This is a genomic window from Phytopseudomonas straminea (genome assembly GCF_900112645.1).
Classification (GTDB): Bacteria; Pseudomonadota; Gammaproteobacteria; order Pseudomonadales; family Pseudomonadaceae; genus Aquipseudomonas; species Aquipseudomonas straminea.
This window is the reverse complement of sequence record NZ_FOMO01000003.1, coordinates 418,000-439,220: the sequence shown is the minus strand read 5'-3', so window position 1 is coordinate 439,220 and position 21,221 is coordinate 418,000. Positions and strand designations below refer to the sequence as shown.

Genomic DNA, 21,221 nt, shown 5'->3' with positions numbered 1-21,221 from the left:
TGATGAAACCTGCCGCCATTCGCCTGGGCGATCTCTCCGTTGGCTACCTGCACAGCCTGGCCGATGCCATCGAGCACCTTGGCCACGCCGCGCAACCACTGCTCGAGCACTACGGTTTCGACGCCGCGCGGCTGGCCGAACCGCGGGCGCGGCTATCGATTCCCCGCTATATGCATCTGGGCCATGCCGCCGTCGTGCTGACTGGTGAGCCGGCCCTGGGCTTGGTGATGGGCCGCTTTGCCTACCTGCATCGCCTGGGGCTGGCCGGTATCGCCGCAGCCCAGGCGCCTACCGTACGTGAGGCGGCCCGCACGCTGATCCGTTTCGAGGCGCTCTATGCCTCCAACTACCGGGGCCGCTCCAGCCTGCAGGAAGACAGCAGCGGCGCCTGGCTGCGCTTTCACTCCATCGGCCCCTATAACGCCTACAACCGCTTTGTCGTCGACACCGTGCTAGCCGCCTGGCTACAGCAACTGGGCACGTTGGTGCGCACGCCACTGACCGCCCAGGCGCTGCAGCTGGAATTCAGCGCACCGGAGTACGCCGAGCGCTATCCGCTGGAGTTTGGCTGCCCTCCTCTCTTCGAAGCCGACTTCAATGGCCTGCGGCTCGACCAGAAAGCGCTCAATCTGCGCAATCCCGTTCATTGCCCCGGCACATGGAATGAATTGTTACAACTTTGTGAGCAGGCGCTCGAGCGCCTGACCCAGCCGAAAAGCATGCGTGATCGGGTCATTCAATTGATCGGTCCGCGCCTACATGGCCGTGAGCCGGACATGGACGATATCGCCCGTCAGCTGCAATTGCCGAGCTGGACGTTACGTCGCCGATTGGCCGAAGAAGGCACGCGTTTCAGCACGATCATCAATGAAACCCGGCGTGATCTGGCCGTTGCCTATGTGCGCGACACCGAGCTGTCGTTCGGGGAAATCGCCTATCTGCTCGGCTTCGCTTCTGCCGAAGCCTTCCAGCGCGCCTTCAAGCGCTGGCTCCAACAAACGCCCGGGGAAATGCGCCGCGTCTATCGGCAAACCGGCAACAGCACATCCGAATCTATAAAATAACTATTTTCATTTGCAGCTGCGGGTTTTAGGCTTCTCATCCGTCTTAACAAGTAACTGACCGCTGGGTGCGTGCCATTGGCCGCAGTCGTCGGTTAACACGCCTCGCTGCCGACCGGTTGGCGAGGCGTCGTTCGTACCAAAATCGCCCTGCCATGCTAGTGGCGGCGGCGCACAGACAAGACTGATATTCATGTCCAAGAAGTCGCGTTCAAAAATCTGGTTCCTGGTGCACAGCTGGCTCGCTCTGCCGATCTGGTTCTTCGTGCTGATCGTCTGCGTCACCGGTACCCTGGCGGTGGTCAGCCAGGAAATCGTCTGGTTGGCCAACCCCGACGTACGCGCCAGCAAACCCTCGGACGACGCCGAGCTGCTGACCTTCGGCCAGGTGCTGGCCGAAATCAAGAAGGCCCAGCCGGAGCTGGTGGTGCAGTCCATCGCCCGCCCTGACGAATCGCACTTCGCCCTCACCGCGCGGGTCAGCTACCCGGACGGCAGCAACCCGACCATCTACGTCAACCCCTACACCGGCGCCATTCAGGGCGTGAGCCCCGAGTTCGACTTCCGCCAGTTCACCCGCGCCCTGCACGGCTGGTGGCTGGTGCCCTTCACCAACGGTTTCAGCTGGGGCTGGTACCTGGTGTCGATGATGGGCATCCCCATGCTGCTGTCGCTGATCACGGGCCTCGTGGTCTACAAGAAATTCTGGAAGGGCTTCTTCAAGCCGCGCCTGCGTTTCAACCAGGGCGCGCGGATCTTCTGGGGCGACTTCCACCGCCTGAGCGGCATCTGGTCGATCTGGTTCATCGCCGTGGTGTCGATCACCGGCATCTGGTTCCTGATCCAGGCGATCTTGTTCGACAATCAGATTTCCATCTCCACCGAAGGCGTGCCCGCCGTGGTGGCCCGCGAGGACGTGCCGAACGTGCGCCCCGGCGAGCCGATCCCGATGCTCGACGTGGACGAAGCGGCGCGCATCGCCATCGGCAAGGTGCCGAGCCTGGACGTCAGCTTCACCCGCCTGCCCAGCAACGCCTATGACCATATCTCCGTCGGCGGGCGCGGCTGGTACCCGCTGATGATGCAGAGCGCCTCGATCAACCCCTACACCGGCGAAGTGGCCCAGCAGCGCCTGCTCGAGGATCGCTCCAAGCTGGAGTTCGTCACCGAATCCATGCGCCCGCTGCACACCGGCGACTTCGGCGGCCTGTGGGTGAAGATGATCTGGTTCTTCTTCGGCCTGATGCTGAGCATGATGGTGCTCAGCGGTCTGCTGATCTGGACCAAGCGCACCGCCCAGGCCACCGCCAAGGTGATCAAGCGCCCGGCGCGGGTGCGTGAGCCGCAAACCGCAAGCGACAACGGGGAGGTTCAGGCATGAGCAAGGCCATGGCAGCACAACCCGCTTCGCCACTGAGCCGCTTCTGGTACAAGTGGCGCTTCCACATCAACATCCTGCTGGTGCTCATCCCGTTGGGGTTCATGCCCAAGTACTTCGCCGACGTCGCGCTGTTTCGCGGCACCAGCGGCCTGGGCGAGCGCACGGTAGGTGAATTCCCGGTCGGCCCCTGGTCGATCACCCTGGCGGAATTTCGCGCCGCGCCACCGGAACTCGACGGCCCGGCCGGTTACATGAAGACCTTCACCGGTGCGCTGTGCAAGGAATGCATCGGCCAGGTCAAGGCCACCTACCTGCGCATCGGCAAGCCCCGCAGCCTGCGCGCCGCCGGCGGCATCTTCTTCGGTAGCGCCTACCGCATGGGCGCCACCGTGCCGTTGCCGAACCGCACCAAGCCCGACGCCGAGCTGTGGATCACCATGGAGGGCTGGGACGGCTCCGTGCATCAGGCCGCCGTACCGCTCGAACAGGCATCCCCATCCACCGTCGCGTGGCTGCAGAAACAACAAGGAGGCAAACCATGATCAAGCCCAACGTCCTGCGCAGCGTCGCAGGTATCGCCCTGCTGTCGCTGAGCGGCCTGGCCCTGGCTCACAACCCCATGTGCCAGTGCGAGGAAGTCGATGCCGAGAACATCCGCTGCACCGGCGGTTTCTCCGATGGCAGCGGCGCTGCCGGCGTGACCCTGGATGTGATCGGCTATGACGAGAGCATCCTGGTGCCCGGCAAACTGGCCGACGACTCGACCCTGACCTTCAAGAAACCCGAAGGCGAGTTCTACGTGCTGTTCGACGCCGGCCCCGGTCATATCGTCGAAATCGATCACACGGAAATCGAGACTCCATGACGGTTCAGATCGTACGCCCCGCCGGTGCCGGTCATGAAACCCTCTACGTGCTCGTCCTGTGCCTGGTCATCGTGCTGGTGGCCGGCTCGGTGGTCGCCTGGCATGGCGAAACGGACAGCGAAACCGCCATCGCCAGTCACCAGATCGATGCCCGCCGCGACCTGACTGCCGCCGAACAGGGCATCTATGCCGACCTGCGCGTGGCCGCCGACGAAATCCGCATTCGCCGCGACGAAGAGCAGCCCCTGCTGAGCCCCGCCGAGCTGGCCGACGAAGGCTTCCCGCCGTTCGTAAGCGACGCCAGCGCCACCAGCCGCGGCAGCCATCAGTGGCACTTGCTGCCCGGTGACGAGGCCGCCTACTTCGGTGCCAGCCAGGCGCTGGACGTCGCCGGCTCCCTGCTCATGCGCCTCGACGCCGAAGGAGAGCAGGCCGACGTGTGGCTCAATCGCAACACCGCCAGCGCGCCCGCCAGCCTCGATGCGCCGGCCCTGATCGCTGCCGGCTGGCAGCAGATCGCCTCCCAGTACGACGCAGGTGTGACCCGGCAACATCGCCACTGACACCTCCGACTCATCCGACAGAAGACCGCCCGCCCATGCCCATTTCCCGCCTTTTCCGCGCACGCCCTCTGTTATCACGCCTGAGCATCGGCGCCCTGCTGCTGCTCGGCGCTGCCAGCGCGGCCGATGCCAAGCTGCGCATCGGCATCACCCTGCACCCCTACTACAGCTACGTGAGCAACATCGTCGGCGACAAGGCCGAGGTGGTGCCGCTGATTCCGGCCGGCTTCAACCCCCACGCCTACGAGCCGCGGGCCGAGGACATCAAGCGTATCGGCTCGCTGGACGTGGTGGTGCTCAACGGCGTTGGCCATGACGACTTCGCCGACCGCATGATCGCCGCCAGCGAGAAGCCGGATATCGAAGTGATCGAGGCCAATGCCAACGTGCCGCTGCTGGCCGCCACCGGCATCGCTGCTCGTGGCGCCGGCAAGGTGGTCAACCCGCACACCTTCCTGTCGATCAGCGCCTCGATCGCCCAGGTCAACAACATCGCCCGCGAACTCGGCAAGCTCGACCCGGACAACGCCAAGACCTACACCCAGAATGCCCGCGCCTATGGCAAGCGCCTGCGCAAGCTGCGCGCCGATGCCCTCGCCCAGCTCACCGAAGCGCCAAACGCCGACCTGCGCGTGGCCACCGTGCATGCGGCCTACGATTACCTGCTGCGCGAGTTCGGCCTGGAAGTCACCGCGGTGGTGGAACCGGCCCACGGTATCGAGCCGAGCCCGAGCCAGTTGAAGAAGACCATCGACCAATTGCGCGAGCTGGACGTCAAGGTGATCTTCTCCGAGCTGGATTTCCCGTCCACCTACGTTGAAACCATCCAGCGCGAGTCGGGCGTCAAGCTCTACCCGCTGTCGCACATTTCCTACGGTGAATACAGCGCCGAGAAGTACGAGAAGGAAATGGCCAACAACATGAACACCGTGGTGCGCGCCATCCAGGACGCCGGCCAATGACCGCAGCCGAGAACCTGAGCGTGGCGGCCATCGGCCCGACCCTCGACTTCCAGCAGGTCAGCCTGGTGCTGGGGCGCACCCAGATCCTCGACAACGTCAGCTTCAAGGTGCGCCCGGGCAGCGTGCATGCGCTGGTCGGCCCCAACGGTGGCGGCAAGAGTTCGCTGATCAAGACCCTGCTCGGCCAGATGCCCCACCAGGGCACGCTCAGCCTGGCCTGGCAGGGCGAGGTCGGCATCATCGGCTACGTGCCCCAGGCATTGGAGTTCGACCGCGGCCTGCCGATGACCGTCGACGACTTCATGGCCGCCATGTGCCAGCGCCGACCTGCCTTTCTCGGCCTGTCGAAGCATTACGCCAGGGCCATCGACGAAGCCCTGACCCGCGTCGGCATGCTGGAAAAGCGCAAGCGGCGCATGGGCGCACTGTCCGGCGGTGAGCGCCAGCGCGTGCTGCTGGCCCAGGGGCTGATTCCCGCGCCACAGTTACTGGTGCTCGACGAGCCGATGTCGGCCCTCGACGAAGCCGGGATCCAGGTGTTCGAGCGCCTGCTCGGCGACTGGCGCCGCGCTGGCATGACCGTGCTGTGGATTGAGCACGACCTGGAAGCGGTCAAGCGCCTGGCCGATCGCGTCACCGGCCTGAGCCGCCGCGTGCTGTTCGATGCGCCGCCAGGTGAAGCCCTGACCCCGGAGCGCCTGCTCAGCCTGTTCTCCACCCATGCCCGCACCGTGGAGGCCGCCCAGCCATGATCGACTACGAACAGTTCCGCCTGTTGATCCAGGGCTGGGCCTCATCCGGCTACCTGCCCGCCGCGCTGGCCTATGGCTTCGTGGTCAACGCCCTGCTCGCCGGCCTGCTGATCGGCCCGGTGCTGGGTGGCCTGGGCACCCTGGTGGTGGTCAAGCGCTTCGCCTTCTTTTCCGAGGCGGTAGGCCACGCCGCGCTGACCGGCGTGGCCATCGGCATCCTGCTCGGCGAGCCCTACACCGGCCCCTACGGCGCGCTGTTCGGCTACGCGCTGTTGTTCGGCATCCTGCTCAACTACCTGCGCAATCGCACGGGCCTGGCGCCGGACACGCTGATCGGCGTGTTCCTGTCGGTGTCCCTGGCCATGGGCGCCAGCCTGCTGCTGGTGCTGGCCGGGCGCATCAACGTGCACATTCTGGAAAATGTGCTGTTCGGCTCGGTGCTCACCGTCAACGGCACCGACCTGTTGGTGCTGCTGGTGGTCGGTGGCCTGGTCATGGGCCTGGCGCTGCCGCTGTACAACCGCATCATGCTGGCCAGCTTCAACCCGCAGCTGGCCGCGGTGCGCGGCGTGGCGGTGAAGACCCTGGATTACCTGTTCGTGATTCTGGTGACGCTGATCACCGTGGCCGCGGTCAAGGTCATCGGCGCGATTCTGGTTGGCGCCCTGCTGGTGATTCCAGCCGCCGCCGCGCGCCTGCTCAGCCAGTCGCTGAAAGGCTTCTTCTGGATCTCGGTGCTGATCGCCACCGTCAGCACGCTGCTCGGCATCCTGTTGCCCATCGTGCTGGATCTGCCGATCCCCTCCGGCGCCGCGATCATCATGATCGCCGGTATCGCCTTCGCCCTCGCCGCCATCGCGCGCGGCGTCGTACCAAGCTTGAAAGGGAACCTGGGATGACCCATCGACTCCACCAACTGGGCCTCGCCCTGCTCCTCAGCCTGCCGGGCCTCGCTCTCGCCAAGGACGTGACCGTGCTGGTTTCGCAGCCGATCACCTTTGGCCTGGCCAGTGATCTGCTCGACGGCACCCAGGTGCACATCGAGCGCGCCGCGCCGGCCAATCTGCCGGCCAGCCGCCAGGTATCGTACTTCGCCGGGCGTGGCGCCGCTGCGCTGCAGAAGGTCGCCGTCGATGCCGACGCGGCCATCGCCCTGCGCTCACTGTGGTCCGAAGATCCGCTCTACCCCATGGCACGACGCAGCAACATCCGTATCGTCGAGATCGACGCCGCCCGCCCGGTGGATGGCGCACTGCCAGGCATCGCCACCCAGGCCGAAAGCGCCGGTGACAACGATCTGGCCAGTTACCCGTGGCTGGCGATCAACAACATGGGGCGCATGGCCGACGTGATGGCTGCCGACCTGGTACGCCTGGCGCCGGACGCCAAGGGCAAGGTCGAGCAGAACCTGGCGGCACTCAAGCAGCGTCTGCTCAAGCTCAACGCCCACAGCGAGCGCGAGTTGGCCAAGGCCGACAACCTGTCGGTGTACAGCCTCAGCGATCGTCTGGACTACCTGATCAGCGGCCTCAACCTGGATCTGGTCAGCAGCGACAGCCGCGATGACCGCGACTGGGACGCCGAGGCCCTGAAAACTCTGACCGGCGCCCTGAAAGCCGATGACGTGGCCCTGGTGCTGACCCACCGCAATCCGCCCAAGCCGGTGGCTGATGCAGTGCAGGCCGCCGGCGTGCCGCTGCTGGTGCTAACAACCGACAGCGACGACCCCGTCGCCGAGCTGGAAGGCAACGTCGATGCGCTGGTCAAGGCGCTGAGCCAGTAAGCACTTCAGCAGCTGTAACGAAAAAGGCCCGATGCATGTGCATCGGGCCTTTTGTTTTGATCGTGGCCAGGGTTCGCCCCCAACCTTTCACCGAGCCTAGAGCTCGGTGGCGTCTTCGGCGAACTCGGGCACGTCCTGCTCCAGGGCACGGGACTCGAGCAACTCTTCCTGATAATCGTCCATCGCTTTCTCCTTTCTTTCTCTTCGGTCTCGTACCGATTCTAGTGGATCCCCGTGACCTTCCTGTGACAGGGATCAGCAACCGCTGCGTTCAGCGCTCGCCTGGGACACATTACTCCCAGGCTCGACACTGCGCGTCAACCAGACGTTACCGCCGATGACAGAGCCCTTGCCGATGGTGATACGCCCCAGGATGGTCGCGCCGGCGTAGATCACCACATCGTCCTCGACGATCGGGTGACGCGGCTGGCCCTTGTGCAACTGCCCGCTCTCGTCGCTGGTGAAGCGCTTGGCGCCCAGAGTCACGGCCTGGTAGATACGCACGTGGTTGCCGATGATCGCCGTCTCGCCAATCACCACGCCGGTGCCGTGATCGATGAAGAAGCTGTGGCCGATCTGCGCACCCGGATGGATGTCGATACCGGTGGCGCCGTGGGCGGTCTCCGCTGCGATGCGCGCCAGCAACGGCAGCCCTGCGCGGTACAGATGATGCGCCAGGCGGTGATAGATCACGGCCAGCACGCCGGGGTAGCACAGCAGCACTTCGTCGACGCTGCGCGCCGCCGGGTCGCCGTTATAGGCGGCCACCACATCCTGATCGAGCAAGCGGCGCAGCGCCGGCAATGCGGCGGCAAAATCACGCACGATGGCAACCGCCTGGCCATCCACGTCATCGCCGGACTCACCGCGCTGGCGCGCCGCGTAACGCAACTCCATACGCACCTGGGTCACCAGGGCATTGAGTGCGCGGTCCAGGGTATGGCCGACATAGTAATCCTCGCTTTCCTCGCGCAGCTCCGCAGGCCCCAGACGCATGGGGAACAGCGCCCCGCACAGGCCCGTGAGGATCGCCGCCACGGCCTGGCGCGAAGGCAGCTCGCGGCCACCCAGTTCCGTGTGGCGGCCCGAGCGGTTGCGCCATTCGGCACGCGCCGCGCGCAGGCCGGCCACGGTCTGCTCCAGGTCCCAGTTGACGGGACGGGAGCAGTAATCAACCTCGGCGCCATCGTCATTGCGGATGGCAAACTCGCCGTTCATCGACACCTCAACTCGACAGGTGGCCGGCGCCAACGGCCGGCCAGAACACGGACAATACGGCGCACCCGCAGGCGCGCTCAACTACTCGCAGGTTATGAGTTTAGTGCGCAAAGGCATATCGCTCAGCCGTCCATGGGCGCGATACCGGGCGCCATGCTGGCGATACGCAGCGCCAGCCCCTCATAGGGCTCGAGCTCGATGTGCAACTCACCATCGGCGGACAGATCACCCATCAGCCTTTCGTGAATGATGTCCACCACCGGGCCCGGCTCGACGTGCTCCAGCGTAATCACCTCGCTGAGCGGCTCGGCGCCGAAATTCAGCGCCGTGACTTGGATGCCGCGCCCGGCCGGCAGCTCGTGCACCATGATCAGCAGCGCGGGATGCTCGGTGACCGGCACGGCGATCTGCCGGCTGGAGGCCACGCCGTGGGAGCGCCGCGCCGCGAACAGCCGGCGCGCCTGGGAGGCGAACGACTGCGGGTCCTGCAACTGCTCGCTGAGGCTGCCGTACAGCTGGCGTGAACGCGGCAGGCCTTCGGCGGACAGCAGCGCATCGGGGTCGAGATCGACCAGGTCGTAGCCGCCGCGGTTGATCCAGCGCGTGTCGCCATCGGCGATCAGCTCGGCCACCTGCTCGGCTTCCAGCGGCAAGGCGCCGACCAGGTCCCAGCCCGACAGCGCCACCACGCCCGGCTGCATGGCATTGAACATCAGCAGCAGCAGGTGCACGCGGCGGATCTGCTCGATGTCGGCGTCGGTGATGGCGTTCAGGTCACGGATGCCCAGCGCCGCGGTGATGATGCTCACCGTGGTGCAGGCCACGCCGTTGGTGACGAACTTCAGGTTGTAAGGCGCGTGGTCGCCGGTCAGGCGCTCGTACATCTCGCCGCGGATGTGCTCGCGCAGGATGCTGCCTGGCAGGCTCTGCCCACGGAACACGTAGGTGTCGTTGGCATGCAGCGTCCAGAAATGCACCAGTTCCAGGGTCAGTTCGTCATGGTTCTGCAGGGCGTGGATCAGCGACGCCGGGTCGATGCCGAAATCGTGCATCTGCTGCAGCATCAGGCGCAGGAACTCGACTTCCCCCGTCAGCAAGGCGTGCTGGTAGGCCGGCCGGGTGATGAAGTCGTAGGACAGATCCGCACCGCCCTGGGACATCGAGGCGATGTCATCCAGAGTCAGGTTGAGCTCTTGAAAACTGAAAGCGCCGGCCTTGCGAATCATCCCGGCGAGCAACTGGTTGCCGGTCAGCGACAGCGGGTGGCTCTCCGACCACGCATTGCCCTGGCTACGCCGCTCGACACCGAGGAAACCGTTGGCATCCAGGCGCAGCACTCGCGAGCCGATCACGTCGATGGCGTGCAGCGACTCACCGGTGACCAGCTGCTGGGCGGCAAAGGTCGGGTCCAGCCAGTTCAGCGACGGCTGGCCTTCCTTGAAGTAATGCAGATACACCCAACGCCGCACCTTGCCATCGACGCCGATGATCTCGCCGGTGGCGCTCCAGTCGGTTTCCTTGACGCCCGGCTCGAAGAAGATCACCCGCTGCAACTGGCCGACGATGTAGTGCTTGTCGCGCAGCGCATCGACGGTGGCCGGCGACAGGTTCACCGAATCGCAGCCTTCGGGCAGCGGCGGCAGCAGCTCCCAGTCGGCCTCGGCGATTTCCACCATGTGGTAGAGGCCGGGGTAATCGCCATAGGCCATTTCCGCCAGGCGGAAATCCGCGCCCTTGCCGGTGTGCGACGGGATCGAGTCGTCGATGGTCACGGCGTTATGGGCCGCCGCCACACGGCTCAGGTGCACCAACTCTTCCTCGCTGCCGAAGCGCGGGTCGATCTCCAGGCTGATCCGGTCGAAATTGCCGTCGACGGTGGGCGTGTACTCGCGCCCCTGCAAACCACCCGAACGGCGCAGCGGCCCGGTGTGGATGCCCTGAACGCCAAGTTCGGAGAGTGCCGCCCACAAGCGCTCGTCGCCGAGCGCCTGCAGTACCGAGCCATCGGGCGACGTGATGATCGAGGCGGGATAGACCGCCAGCCACACCGAAGCTACCGCGGTGACGCTGCGCGGCCGTGCCAGTGCATAAGGTTGCTGCCACAGGCGGGCCTGGCCCGAATACAGGCGCATGCGTTGGCGGGCGGTGTGCAGCATGGACTGCTCGACCAGCCAGTTGATCTGTTGTTCATCTGCCATAGCGATCCCGGGGTGCGAAAGGGAGGATCGCGAACGGCCAGGCCGTCCGCTGGTTCAATTTCAGAGCCAGCGGTGAGGGCTTCGTTCAGATTGATTGCTGCCGTTCAGTGATCCTGCTGAGCCTTCAGATATAGCAGCAGGCCATCGATCTTGTCCTGATCGTCAATGCCCCAGAAGCGCATCTTGTTGCCCGGCACCACGCTGTCGGAATCCTTGATGAAGGCGCTCAGGGTGTCGTGATCCCACACCACGTCCGCCTGCTGCATGGCAGGCGAATACTTGTAGTCCTGGGTGGCGCCAGCGTGGCGGCCGAAAATCCCGTTGAGTTGGGGCCCGAAGGCCGCCCGCGCGCCCGGCCCGACGTTGTGGCAATTACCACAGACGCGCTTGAACAATGCCTCGCCGGCAGCGATGTCGGCTTCGGCCAGGGCCGTCTGGGTGAACAGCGCGCTCGCCACGATGAGCAACCCGTGTCGCAGGAGGCGCCGGCCCGGTAGGTGAATCAGTACAGAAACGGTCATTGGCACGCAGCAAGTCGATGCGAAGAAGCCGCCAGTATGCCCCAGCACCCGCACCGATTCATTGATCTGCGCTAGCGAAAGATCAGCGACTGATGCGCCCCCGCCCCTGCCCTCGCCCCCGTGCCGACCGCGAGTGCCACCGAACCGGCAGCCAATGCCGCATCGCCGCAGGAGAATACGCCAGGCACGCTGGTTTCCTGGGTTTCCGAGGTTTGCAGGTAGAGTCCCATCGGCCCTTCCAGCAGCGCGCAGCCCAGCTGGGTGGCCAGCGGATTGTTCTGGTGCGTACGCGGCATCACGAACAATCCGTCCAGTGACACGCGGCGGCCGTCAGTCAAGTTGAGGTCCACGCGCTCGCCACTGATCGACTGTACGCGATCCGGCTCGACCACCACGCCGCGGCGCGCCAGCTGCTGCAGCTGCTCGGTATCGGGCACGAAGACGCCGTTGAGAAAGAAGGTAGTACTGCCCCAGTCCGGCAGCATCAACGCGTGGTGAATCGACATGGGCGAGACGGCCAACACGCCGATGCGTCCCTGCTCCAGCTCGTAGCCATGGCAATACGGGCAATGAAACACATGGCGGCCCCAGCGCTCGGCCAACCCTTCGATGGCCGGCAGTTCATCGCGTACGCCGCCGGCCAGGATCAGTCGACGGGTGGCATGAGCCTGGCCACCGCGCAGTCTGACCACGAAACCGTCGCCCTCGCGCTGCACCTCGGCGGCTTCTCCGACCTGCCAGGTGACGCTGGGGTAATCCATCAACTCGGCTCGCCCGTCGGCGGCGATGTCGTCGGGCGCGCGCCCGTCCTGGCCGAGAAAGCCGTGGGAATGGCTGGCAAAGCGGTTGCGCCGCACGCCGGCGTCGATCACCAGCACGCGGCGTCGGGCGCGGGCCAGCTGCAGGCCGGCGGACAAACCGGCATAGCTGCCACCGACGATGATTACGTCATAACTCATGGCGTCATTCCTCTTTCTTACGGCTCGGGGAAATACCAAGCCTTCATGAAACACCATAAGTTACGAATAAGAAAAGCGTCAACCTCTCGTAACTCTATTCATTACGAATCATACTCGGCGCGACTGCCTTCAGCCTGAGACACCCATGAGAAACGACACCCGCCTATCGCGCATGCTGCACGTGCTGATCCACATGGATCGCCACGAAGAGCGCGCCACCTCGGAAACCATCGCCCGCATGCTGGAAACCAATCCGGTGGTGGTGCGGCGCACCATGGGCCTCTTGCGCGACAGGGGCTACGTGACCTCCGACAAGGGCCACAATGGTGGCTGGTCGCTGGCACGACCGCTGGCCGAGATCACGCTGCTGGACATTCACGAGGCGCTGGGCTCGCAGTCGATCTTCAGCATTGGCCTGGCGACCGATAATCCCACCTGCCTGGTCGAACAGGCCGTCAACCAGGCCCTTGGTCAGGCGTTCGACGAGGCCCAGGCCCTGCTCCTAAAGCGGCTGGCGTCGATCAGCGTGGCCTCGCTGGCGGAAGATTTCGACGCGCGTTACCAGGCCCTCGGGCAGCCCTGCAAGAACCTGTAGACGAGCTCAAAGATCGCGGAACAGGTCATGGGCGTTGAGCAGTGCGTAGGCGATTTCCGGGCGGCGCTCCAGACCGCGGCGGATGGCTGCCGGGATCGCCTGGCGGGTCTTGCGGCACAAGCCGGGAAAGTTGCGCACCTCGATGGTGATGCCGCGCATGCTGCGCACTTCGTTGAAGCCCGGTGCCACGTCGACGCGAATGCCCAGCTGCTCGAACATGCGCTGCTGCATGCGTTCGAGGTCTTCCAGGCTGGCGAGATTTTCCAGGCGCTCGAGCAGGCGCTTTTCCTCGGCCTTGGTCAGCAGCAGGATGCGCCGATCCGCCTCGGGCTGTTCCAGCAACTGCTCGCGCTCGCAGTCGCAAGCGCCCGGTGGGCAGGGATGACGGATTGGCAGGGAGGCATTCATGGCCTGCATCATAGCCACGCCGGCGGCGCGTTGACCATGGTCAACGCGCCGCCAATCAGTGCTTACTCACTCAGGCGCTGAGCTTGAAGCGACCCACCAGGGTATTCAGGCCCTGGGCCAGGTGCGCCAGCTCGCTGCAGGCCGCAGCGGTCTGATTGGCGCCCGAGGCGCTCTGCATCGACAGGTCGCGGATGCTCACCAGGTTGCGATCCACCTCGCGGGCCACGTGAGCCTGCTGCTCCGAAGCCGTGGCGATCTGCAGGTTGCGCTCGTTGATCATGCCGATGGAATCGACGATCTGCCCCAGGGCAGCGCGTGCCTCGTCGGCCACCTGCAGGGTGTTGGTGGCCTCCTGACTGCTGCCGCGCATGGCCTGCACAGCCTTCTCGGTGCCGGCCTGAATCGCCGCGATCATCTGCTCGATCTCCTGGGTCGAGGCCGAGGTGCGGTGGGCCAGCCCGCGTACCTCGTCGGCCACCACGGCGAAACCGCGGCCATGGTCACCGGCACGGGCAGCCTCGATGGCAGCGTTGAGCGCTAGCAGGTTGGTCTGCTCGGCGACGTTGCGGATCACGTCGAGCACCTTGCTGATATCGCGCGCCTGATCGGCCAGGCCCTGCACCTGATCGGAGGCCTCCATCACGTTACCGGACAGATTGCGGATTGCCGCTACGGTGCGGGCCACATGCTGGTTACCGGCATTGGCCGACACCGTCGACTCGCGGGACGCATCGGAGGCGCCGCTGGCGTTGCGCGACACTTCATCGACCGCCGAGCTCATCTGCGTTACCGCCGTGGCGGCCTGGTCGATTTCGGCGTTCTGGCTCTGCAGGTTGCGAGTGCTTTCCTCGGTGACCGACGCCATTTCCTCGGCAGCAGCGGCCAGCTGAGTGGAGGACTCGCTGATCTGACGGATCGCGTCATTGAGGTTCTTCTGCATGGTCGCCTGGGCGGCCAGCAGGCGCGAGGCTTCGTCCTTACCGCTGACCAGCACGGCGCGGGTCAGGTCGCCGGACGCGATGGTCTCGGCGCTCTGCAGCGCTTCCCTGATCGGCGCTGCGATGGAGCGGGTCAGCAGGGTCGCCAGCAGCACGGTCAGCAGCACCGCGATACCAATGGTGATCAGTACGCCGTTACGGCCATGGTCGAAGATGGTGCTGGCATTGAGGCCCGCCTGCTTGGCGCCCTGCATGTTGTAGGCAGTCAGCTCGTCGAGCTGATGCTGCAGCGAATTGCCATCGTCGCGCACCTTGCCGTTAGCCAGTTCCAGCGCCTGGGGCAGCTGCTTCTGGTGCAGGAACTGGACGATCTGCTGCTGCCCGTCGAGGTAGGCCTGAGCGCTGGCGCTGATGCGGTTGAACATGGCGCGCTCGGCCTCGGTGGACACCATGTGGCGATCGTACTGACCGAGCACCTGCTGCAGGGCGCCGCGGTACTGCTGGGCGACGCTTTCGTCAATGGCCTGGCCGGTGTTTTCTACCACGGCGAGCATGCGCAAGGTTTCCAGGCGGATATTGAGCAGATCCTTCTGCATTTCGCCGGAGGCCTGGATGCTGGCCATCCAGTTGGTTTCAATATCCTGCTCGGCGTCGTAGAGGTCGGCGAGCTTGAACAGTGAGAAGACGCCCAGCGCCATCACCAACAGGGTGATGAGCGCGAAACACAGAGCGGCACGGGGGGCGATATTAAGGCTACGAAGATTCATGGCGGCACCATATAAGGAACGTTTTACCAACCACTCCCTGTTGGCCCAGCACACACTTTCTATGTTCTGGCAGACACGACCAAACAATATCAAACAGCCATCATCTTGTGCGTTAAATAAATCTATCGCCCACCCACAACAGCCTGCATAACTGCAATCGATCCTGACCAGCTGGCCAATAACATGGGTACTGGCGCTTTGCTGTGCAATCTTTATCATCCGCGACGCGAGTATGGGGAACTCCAGCCCACCGCCCTGGTGTCGAACCCGAGTCCGATGCCAGGCGTGCCGCCACAGCCGCCCGGCCCTTTTACCCCGTCAAAGGAACGATTGATGAGCATCCACAGCACCGCGGGCCAACTTCCCGACGAGCACAGCCTGGTCAACCTGCCACGCCTGGTGGCGCGCTACTACAGCGACCGCCCGGACCCGAGCGACCCCGCTCAGCAGGTGGCCTTCGGCACCTCGGGCCACCGCGGTTCGTCGCTGAAGAATAGCTTCAACGAATGGCACATCCTCGCTGTTACCCAGGCAATCTGCGATTACCGCCGCGGCCAGGGTATCGACGGCCCGCTGTACATCGGCATGGACACTCACGCGCTGTCCGAGCCCGCCTTCGTTTCCGCCCTGGAAGTGCTGGCCGCCAACCGCATCGAAACCCGCATCGATGCCGGCTGCAGCGAAACCGCCGGCGAGACGGGCTACACCCCTACCCCGGCGATCTCCAAGGCGATCCTCGATTACAACAAGGGCCGTAGCAGCGGCCTGGCCGACGGCATCGTCATCACCCCGTCGCACAACCCGCCGGCCGATGGCGGCTTCAAGTACAACGCCACCAATGGCGGCCCGGCCGACACGGGCGTGACCAAGTGGATCCAGGAACGCGCCAACGAACTGCTGGTGGCCGGCCTCAAGGGCGTGCAGCGCATCGACTACGCCAGCGCCCTGAAAGCTCCGACCACCCAGCGCCACGACTTCATCGAGCAGTACGTCGGCGATCTGGAGCAGGTGCTCGACATGCAGGCGATTCGCGGCTCGGGCCTGAAATTCGCGGTCGACCCGCTCGGCGGCGCCGGCGTGCATTACTGGACGCGCATCGCCGAGCGCTTCGGCCTGCCGCTGGAGGTGCTGTCGACCCGTATCGACCCGACCTTCCGCTTCATGCGCGTCGACTGGGACGGCAAGATCCGCATGGACTGCAGTTCGCCCCACGCCATGGCCGGGCTGATCGAGAACAAGGACCGCTTCGACGTGTCCTTCGCCTGCGACACCGACCACGACCGCCACGGCATCGTCGCCCGCTCCGTGGGGTTGCTCAATCCCAACCATTACCTGGCCGTGGCCATCGAGTACCTGTTCACCCACCGTCCGCAGTGGGCCGCCCAGGCTGCCATCGGCAAGACCCTGGTGTCTTCCTCGATGATCGACCGCGTGGCCAAGGGCATCAGCCGCGACGTGGTGGAAGTGCCGGTGGGCTTCAAGTGGTTCGTCGACGGCCTGATCGAAGGCCGTTTCGGTTTTGGCGGTGAAGAGTCCGCCGGCGCCTCGTTCCTGCGCAAGGACGGCAGCGCCTGGTCCACCGACAAGGACGGCATCATCCTCGGCCTGCTGGCGGCGGAAATCACCGCGGTGACCGGCAAGGACCCGGGCGAGCGTTACCAGGCGCTGACCGAGCGTTTCGGTGCGCCGGTCTATCAGCGTATCGACGCCCCGGCGGACCGTGAACAGAAAGCGCGCCTGAGCAAGCTGTCGGCGTCCCAGGTGACCGCCAGCGAGTTGGCCGGCCAGCCGATCACCGCGATTCTCACCGAGGCGCCCGGCAACGGTGCGGCCATCGGCGGACTCAAGGTGGTGACCGACAATGGCTGGTTTGCCGCCCGCCCGTCCGGCACCGAAGACGTTTACAAGATCTACGCGGAAAGCTTCGAGGGCGATGCGCACCTCAAGCGTATCCAGAGTGAGGCCAAGGCGCTGGTCGACAGCGTGCTGGCCGGCTGACCAAAGAAAACGCCCGGCTGATGCCGGGCGTTTTGTTTAAGTCGCTTCAGCGCGCCTGGACTCAGGACGAATAAACCTGCGCACCCTGTACAGTCTTGGCGCGACGCACGCTCTGCTGCTGTCGGCTCATCTGCTTCTGCACCTTCGCCACGGCGCCCAGCACCTGCTGCGCCCACTGCGGGTCATCGGGGCGCACCACCACCACGCGGAAGCCATGATGCTGGCCTTCTATCTGCACGCCTTCGGAATCGTCGACGTGCAGGTCGATATCGAAGGCCGATGGCAGTTTCGAGGGCGCGTGGGACAACCCGCGCGCCGTCAGCGCATGCTTGTGGCGCACGCTGTTCACCACGCCATCGACGTGAATGCCGTGGAGCATCAGCCAACGCCGTATGTATGCAGGCGTGCGCCCTGAGGAGGTGTAGATCCACACGCTGCAGTTCTGCCGACGCAGCTCGCGAATCAGCGAGCGGGTGCCGATGCGCAGCGGCTCGCCGAGCCAGCGATGGACGAACGCCGGCAACCTGCTCGGCTCGGCATCGCTGTGCAGGGCCTGGCAGGCCAGGGTGTCGTCGATATCGAAGGAAATACGCAGGCGCTGGCGCTTGAACGAAGCCAGCGGCACCAGAGCTTTGAAGGTCTGCAGGGTCGGCAGATCAGTGAGGTGAGACAGGCGAGCTGCAAAACGCTTGTTCATTACGCCTCCCACCGCTGCTCGGCAGCGAGCTTCTTCTCGCTGAGGAAGAATTTCTTGCGCTCGGGCGACTGGTCTTCCAGAAAGGCGGCGTATTTCTTCTTGATCTTGGGCAGTTCGTACAAGGCCTTGACCCCGTGCTTGGCGGAGTTGCGGATCACCGACGAGGGGTTGAAGTAGCCCTCGGCATTTTTCAGGGTCAGCACGAAAGGCGGTTGACCATCGCGCATCAGCAGGTAGCTGACGATCAGCGAGCCGGTGCGATTGTTGCCCTCGATGAACAGCTGCGGCTTGCTGAGAATCCGCACATAGACGCCGGCGGCACGCTTCCAGACCGACTCGCTGCGGTGTGCGCAATACCAGTTGAACACGTCTTTGATCCCGCCTTCGATATTGTTGAAGAAGTGCGCTTCAGTCGCCGCCAGGTGCTGGGCGAACTCCTGCCGATGTGCCGCGTTCTGCCCGCAGAGCACGGTGGCATTGAGCTCCAGCATCAGGTTCAGATTCTGCAACTCGAACAGATCGATACCGCGGGCGACATAATCGTCAATCAGCGCGTAGCCCTCAAGCACGTTTTCCAGCACTTCGTCGGTCAGCGGATCACGGGGCTCGGTGAAGTGCCGGCTGAGCTCGGCGAAGCGGCTCTGCACCTCGCGCAGGGCGTGCTCCACAGCAGGTAAATCAAGGCGACGCTTGGCAGGCATTGGCATTCCTGAAAAAAGTCTTGAACCGGTAAAACGGCCGGATACCCGTTCGAGCCTTTCGGGCTCGTGCTGGCATGCGGCCTGCAACGATTGGCGGCGCTTAGCTGAACTTGCCGCTGATGTAGTCCTCGGTCATCTTCTCTTTCGGGCTGCCGAAGATCTGCTCCGTCGCGCCCATCTCGACCAGATAACCGGTACGGGTACCCTGGGAGATATCCACCGAGAAGAACGCCGTGGTATCGGCCACCCGGATGGCCTGCTGCATGTTGTGGGTCACCAGGGCGATGGTGTAATCCTTCTTCAGCTCGACCATCAGTTCCTCGACCCGGCGCGTGGCGATCGGGTCGAGCGCCGAGCAGGGTTCGTCGAGCAGCAATACTTCAGGCTCGGTGGCGATGGCGCGGGCGATGCACAGGCGCTGCTGCTGGCCGCCGGACAGCGACAGGCCGCTGACCTTGAGCTTGTCCTTGACCTCATCCCACAGCGCTGCGCCTTGCAGGGCGTGCTTGACGCGATCACCCAGGTCGCCCTTGTAGCGGTTGAGGCGCAGGCCGAAGGCGACGTTGTCGAAGATGCTCATCGAGAACGGGTTGGGCTGCTGGAACACCATGCCGATGTAGCGACGCACCACCACCGGATCAACGCCCTTGCCGTAGACGTCCTGGCCGAGGAAGTGCACGTGGCCCTCGAAGCGAAAGCCTTTGACCAGGTCGTTCATGCGGTTGAGGCTGCGCAGCACGGTGCTCTTGCCGCAACCGGACGGGCCGATGAAGCCGGTGATCTTGTTCTTCTCGATCGGCACATGGCTGTCGCGCACGGCCAGGAAGTTGCCGTAGAAAATCTTGTCCAGCTTGCAGTCCATGACCACGGGTGCGTGGGTTTCGGACGGCGCGGCGATTGGTGCGGATAACTGGTTCACTATCAGAGTGCTCCGATTCTCAATACTTGGGCTTGCCGAAAATACGGCTGATGACATTCACCATGAGCACGATCAGCACCAGGACCAGCGAAGCGGCCCAGGCGAGCTCAAGCTGGTTGTCGAACGGCATACCGGAGAAGTTGTAGATGAGCACGGCGAGCGAGGCCGTGGGATTCATCACGGCCAGTTCGCCGTCGTGATAGATCCAGTAGTTGCTGAACAGCGCGGTAAACAGCAGCGGTGCAGTTTCACCAGCAGCACGGGCCACGGCCAGCATCACGCCGGTCAGGATCGCCGGCAGGCCGGTCGGCAGGATGATCTTCCAGATCACCTGGGAGCGGGTGCAGCCCATGCCGTAGGCCGCGTCCTTCATGACCTTGGGCACCATCTTCATCGCCTCTTCGGCGGTCAGCACGACGATGGGCAGCATCAGTACCGCCAGCGCCACACCACCGGCCGGGGCCGAGTAGGTGCCGGTGGTGACGACCACCAGCGCGTAGGCGAATACCCCGGCGAGAATCGACGGCAGGCCGGTGAGCATCTTGGCGGCGAAGCGTGCGGCATTGGCCAGCTTGCTGTGCGGGCCCAGTTCGGCCAGGAAAATCGCCGCCAGAATGCCGACCGGCACGGCGATGGCCGCCGCGATGCCGACCATCACGAAGGTACCGGCCATGGCGTTACCAAAGCCGCCACCTGTCTCGAAACCGGTGGGCGGCAGTTCGGTGAACACTTCCAGGCTCAGGCGCGCGCCGCCACGTGTGATCAGCATGTAGAGCACGGAGAGCAGAGGCACGCTGGCCAGCAGCGCCACGACCCAGACCACGCTGGTCAGCATCAGGCTACGCAGCGCGCGGCCCTCGAAGCGGCGCTGCAGGCTCGGCATTTCAACGGGAGGAACGGTCAGGTTGGTCATTGTTTATTGCCCCGCTGGGCGTAGACCATCAGCATCGAGCCGATGATGTTGACGATCAGGGTGATCAGCATCAGCACCAGGGCGGCGTACATCAGCACCTCGACCTCGCGCGGCCCGGCTTCCGGGAAGTTCAGGGCCAGCAGCGCGGCCAGGGTGTTGGCCGGGGCGAAAAGCGACAGGGAAATGCTGTTGGCGTTACCGACCAGCATGGCCAGTGCCATGGTTTCCCCCAGCGCGCGGCCAAGGCCGAGCACCAGCGAGCCGAAGATGCCGGTCGCGGCGGACGGCACCATCACCTTGAGAATCGCCTCCCAGTGGGTGGTGCCCATGCCGTAGGCGGCCTGCTTGGTCTTCATCGGTACGCTGGAAAGCGCGTCCTGAGAAACCGCTGCGATGGTCGGCAGAATCATGATCGCCAGCACCAGGGCGGCAGGCAGCAGGCCCGGGCCGCTCAGCGATGTGCCGAAGAAAGGGATCCAGCTCAGTTCGGTGTGCAGCCAGGTGGTCAGCGGGCGGATGGCCGGGATTACCACATAAATACCCCACAGGCCGTACACGACGCTGGGGATGGCCGCCAGCAGCTCGACGATGGTGCGAAACACCGCCGCGAGCTTGGCAGGCAGAAAATCCTGGGTCAGGAAGATGGCCATGCTGATACCGAAGAACCCGGCGATCAACAAGGCGATAAAGGCGCTGTACAGCGTGCCCCAAATGGCAGGAAGAATGCCGTACTTGTTCTGATTGACATCCCAGACGGTGCCGAACAGTACGTCGAAACCATATTCCTGCATGCCGGGCAATGCCTTGCGCCCAACCTCGAACACCAGGGCGAAGACCACGGCCAGAATCAGAACCACGCCCACTCGGGAGAGTGCGCGGAAGGTCCGGTCAACCAGAAAATCCTTCGTAGAAGGCGGCTGACAGGCAGAGTCGGGGTTGTCTGGAACAACGAAAGGGCTGGTCATTGGCTAATTCCAACGCAATTGCAGGCCCCTTGCGGCTTGCACCGCAAGGGGCCGGGC

The 21,221-nt window shown here is 64.5% G+C and carries 22 protein-coding genes; 11 read left to right on the top strand and 11 right to left on the bottom strand.

Annotation, left to right across the window (positions count from 1 at the left end):
• The first annotated feature begins 2 nt into the window (after positions 1 to 2).
• From BM279_RS09820 to BM279_RS09780, 9 genes are all read left to right on the top strand, one after another.
• Positions 3 to 1,064 carry an AraC family transcriptional regulator gene (locus BM279_RS09820; protein ID WP_093503254.1) on the top strand — a complete coding sequence of 354 codons (1,062 nt, stop codon included), beginning with the start codon at positions 3 to 5 and terminating at the stop codon, positions 1,062 to 1,064.
• Positions 1,065 to 1,254: 190 nt separating this feature from the next.
• Positions 1,255 to 2,442, top strand: coding sequence for a PepSY-associated TM helix domain-containing protein (locus BM279_RS09815; protein WP_093503252.1), 1,188 nt, complete (start codon positions 1,255 to 1,257; stop codon positions 2,440 to 2,442).
• Positions 2,439 to 2,984: a thiamine pyrophosphate-binding protein gene (locus BM279_RS09810; RefSeq protein ID WP_075930758.1), complete on the top strand. Its 546-nt coding sequence runs from the start codon at positions 2,439 to 2,441 to the stop codon at positions 2,982 to 2,984. The genes BM279_RS09815 and BM279_RS09810 overlap by 4 nt, the downstream gene beginning before the upstream one ends.
• Positions 2,981 to 3,307 (top strand): hypothetical protein, encoded by a 327-nt coding sequence (locus tag BM279_RS09805; RefSeq protein WP_093503250.1) that lies wholly within the window; start codon positions 2,981 to 2,983, stop codon positions 3,305 to 3,307. Before BM279_RS09810 ends, BM279_RS09805 begins: the two co-directional genes overlap by 4 nt.
• Entirely contained in the window at positions 3,304 to 3,870 is a 567-nt protein-coding gene (locus tag BM279_RS09800; protein ID WP_093503248.1) for a DUF6162 family protein, read from the top strand. Before BM279_RS09805 ends, BM279_RS09800 begins: the two co-directional genes overlap by 4 nt.
• 35 nt (positions 3,871 to 3,905) lie before the next feature.
• Positions 3,906 to 4,832: a metal ABC transporter substrate-binding protein gene (locus BM279_RS09795; RefSeq protein WP_093503246.1), complete on the top strand. Its 927-nt coding sequence runs from the start codon at positions 3,906 to 3,908 to the stop codon at positions 4,830 to 4,832.
• Positions 4,829 to 5,584, top strand: coding sequence for a metal ABC transporter ATP-binding protein (locus BM279_RS09790; protein ID WP_093503244.1), 756 nt, complete (start codon positions 4,829 to 4,831; stop codon positions 5,582 to 5,584). Before BM279_RS09795 ends, BM279_RS09790 begins: the two co-directional genes overlap by 4 nt.
• On the top strand, positions 5,584 to 6,483 hold the full coding sequence (locus BM279_RS09785) for a metal ABC transporter permease (RefSeq protein WP_093503537.1): 900 nt from the start codon (positions 5,584 to 5,586) through the stop codon (positions 6,481 to 6,483). The genes BM279_RS09790 and BM279_RS09785 overlap by 1 nt, the downstream gene beginning before the upstream one ends.
• Positions 6,480 to 7,367 (top strand): metal ABC transporter solute-binding protein, Zn/Mn family, encoded by an 888-nt coding sequence (locus BM279_RS09780; RefSeq protein WP_093503242.1) that lies wholly within the window; start codon positions 6,480 to 6,482, stop codon positions 7,365 to 7,367. The genes BM279_RS09785 and BM279_RS09780 overlap by 4 nt, the downstream gene beginning before the upstream one ends.
• 255 nt (positions 7,368 to 7,622) lie before the next feature.
• Here BM279_RS09780 and epsC read toward each other — a convergent pair whose 3' ends face one another.
• The 4 genes from epsC to BM279_RS09760 all read right to left on the bottom strand — a co-directional run bounded on the left by epsC (position 7,623) and on the right by BM279_RS09760 (position 12,263).
• Positions 7,623 to 8,585 carry a serine O-acetyltransferase EpsC gene (epsC, locus tag BM279_RS09775; RefSeq protein ID WP_244154149.1) on the bottom strand — a complete coding sequence of 321 codons (963 nt, stop codon included), beginning with the start codon at positions 8,583 to 8,585 and terminating at the stop codon, positions 7,623 to 7,625.
• 122 nt (positions 8,586 to 8,707) lie between these two features.
• Positions 8,708 to 10,783, bottom strand: coding sequence for a maltose alpha-D-glucosyltransferase (treS, locus tag BM279_RS09770; protein ID WP_425272677.1), 2,076 nt, complete (start codon positions 10,781 to 10,783; stop codon positions 8,708 to 8,710).
• 104 nt (positions 10,784 to 10,887) lie between these two features.
• A complete protein-coding gene (locus tag BM279_RS09765) occupies positions 10,888 to 11,304 on the bottom strand; it encodes a c-type cytochrome (RefSeq protein ID WP_093503238.1) in 417 nt (138 codons plus the stop codon).
• 71 nt (positions 11,305 to 11,375) lie between these two features.
• On the bottom strand, positions 11,376 to 12,263 hold the full coding sequence (locus tag BM279_RS09760; protein ID WP_093503236.1) for an NAD(P)/FAD-dependent oxidoreductase: 888 nt from the start codon (positions 12,261 to 12,263) through the stop codon (positions 11,376 to 11,378).
• Between the two features lie 145 nt (positions 12,264 to 12,408).
• Here BM279_RS09760 and BM279_RS09755 point away from each other — a divergent pair, with 145 nt between their 5' ends.
• On the top strand, positions 12,409 to 12,858 hold the full coding sequence (locus BM279_RS09755; RefSeq protein ID WP_093503233.1) for an Rrf2 family transcriptional regulator: 450 nt from the start codon (positions 12,409 to 12,411) through the stop codon (positions 12,856 to 12,858).
• Between the two features lie 6 nt (positions 12,859 to 12,864).
• On the opposite strand, the gene BM279_RS09750 is transcribed toward BM279_RS09755, so the two are convergent.
• Together BM279_RS09750 and BM279_RS09745 are read right to left on the bottom strand one after the other, a co-directional pair.
• Positions 12,865 to 13,266, bottom strand: a complete 402-nt coding sequence (locus BM279_RS09750; RefSeq protein ID WP_093503533.1) for a hypothetical protein — start codon at positions 13,264 to 13,266, stop codon at positions 12,865 to 12,867.
• A gap of 70 nt (positions 13,267 to 13,336) precedes the next feature.
• On the bottom strand, positions 13,337 to 14,971 hold the full coding sequence (locus tag BM279_RS09745) for a methyl-accepting chemotaxis protein (protein WP_093503231.1): 1,635 nt from the start codon (positions 14,969 to 14,971) through the stop codon (positions 13,337 to 13,339).
• A 333-nt stretch (positions 14,972 to 15,304) separates the two neighbouring features.
• On the opposite strand from BM279_RS09745, the gene pgm reads away from it, so the two are divergent.
• Positions 15,305 to 16,969: a phosphoglucomutase (alpha-D-glucose-1,6-bisphosphate-dependent) gene (gene pgm, locus BM279_RS09740; RefSeq protein ID WP_093503229.1), complete on the top strand. Its 1,665-nt coding sequence runs from the start codon at positions 15,305 to 15,307 to the stop codon at positions 16,967 to 16,969.
• Positions 16,970 to 17,030: 61 nt separating this feature from the next.
• On the opposite strand, the gene BM279_RS09735 is transcribed toward pgm, so the two are convergent.
• From BM279_RS09735 to pstC, 5 genes are all read right to left on the bottom strand, one after another.
• On the bottom strand, positions 17,031 to 17,666 hold the full coding sequence (locus BM279_RS09735; protein WP_244154148.1) for a hypothetical protein: 636 nt from the start codon (positions 17,664 to 17,666) through the stop codon (positions 17,031 to 17,033).
• Positions 17,666 to 18,367, bottom strand: coding sequence for a hypothetical protein (locus BM279_RS09730; protein ID WP_013790904.1), 702 nt, complete (start codon positions 18,365 to 18,367; stop codon positions 17,666 to 17,668). The genes BM279_RS09735 and BM279_RS09730 overlap by 1 nt, the downstream gene beginning before the upstream one ends.
• A 100-nt stretch (positions 18,368 to 18,467) precedes the next feature.
• On the bottom strand, positions 18,468 to 19,229 hold the full coding sequence (gene pstB, locus BM279_RS09725; RefSeq protein ID WP_218571915.1) for a phosphate ABC transporter ATP-binding protein PstB: 762 nt from the start codon (positions 19,227 to 19,229) through the stop codon (positions 18,468 to 18,470).
• A 76-nt stretch (positions 19,230 to 19,305) separates the two neighbouring features.
• On the bottom strand, positions 19,306 to 20,199 hold the full coding sequence (pstA, locus tag BM279_RS09720) for a phosphate ABC transporter permease PstA (protein ID WP_093503225.1): 894 nt from the start codon (positions 20,197 to 20,199) through the stop codon (positions 19,306 to 19,308).
• Positions 20,196 to 21,164 (bottom strand): phosphate ABC transporter permease subunit PstC, encoded by a 969-nt coding sequence (pstC, locus tag BM279_RS09715; protein WP_093503223.1) that lies wholly within the window; start codon positions 21,162 to 21,164, stop codon positions 20,196 to 20,198. The genes pstA and pstC overlap by 4 nt, the downstream gene beginning before the upstream one ends.
• Positions 21,165 to 21,221: the final 57 nt, after the last annotated feature.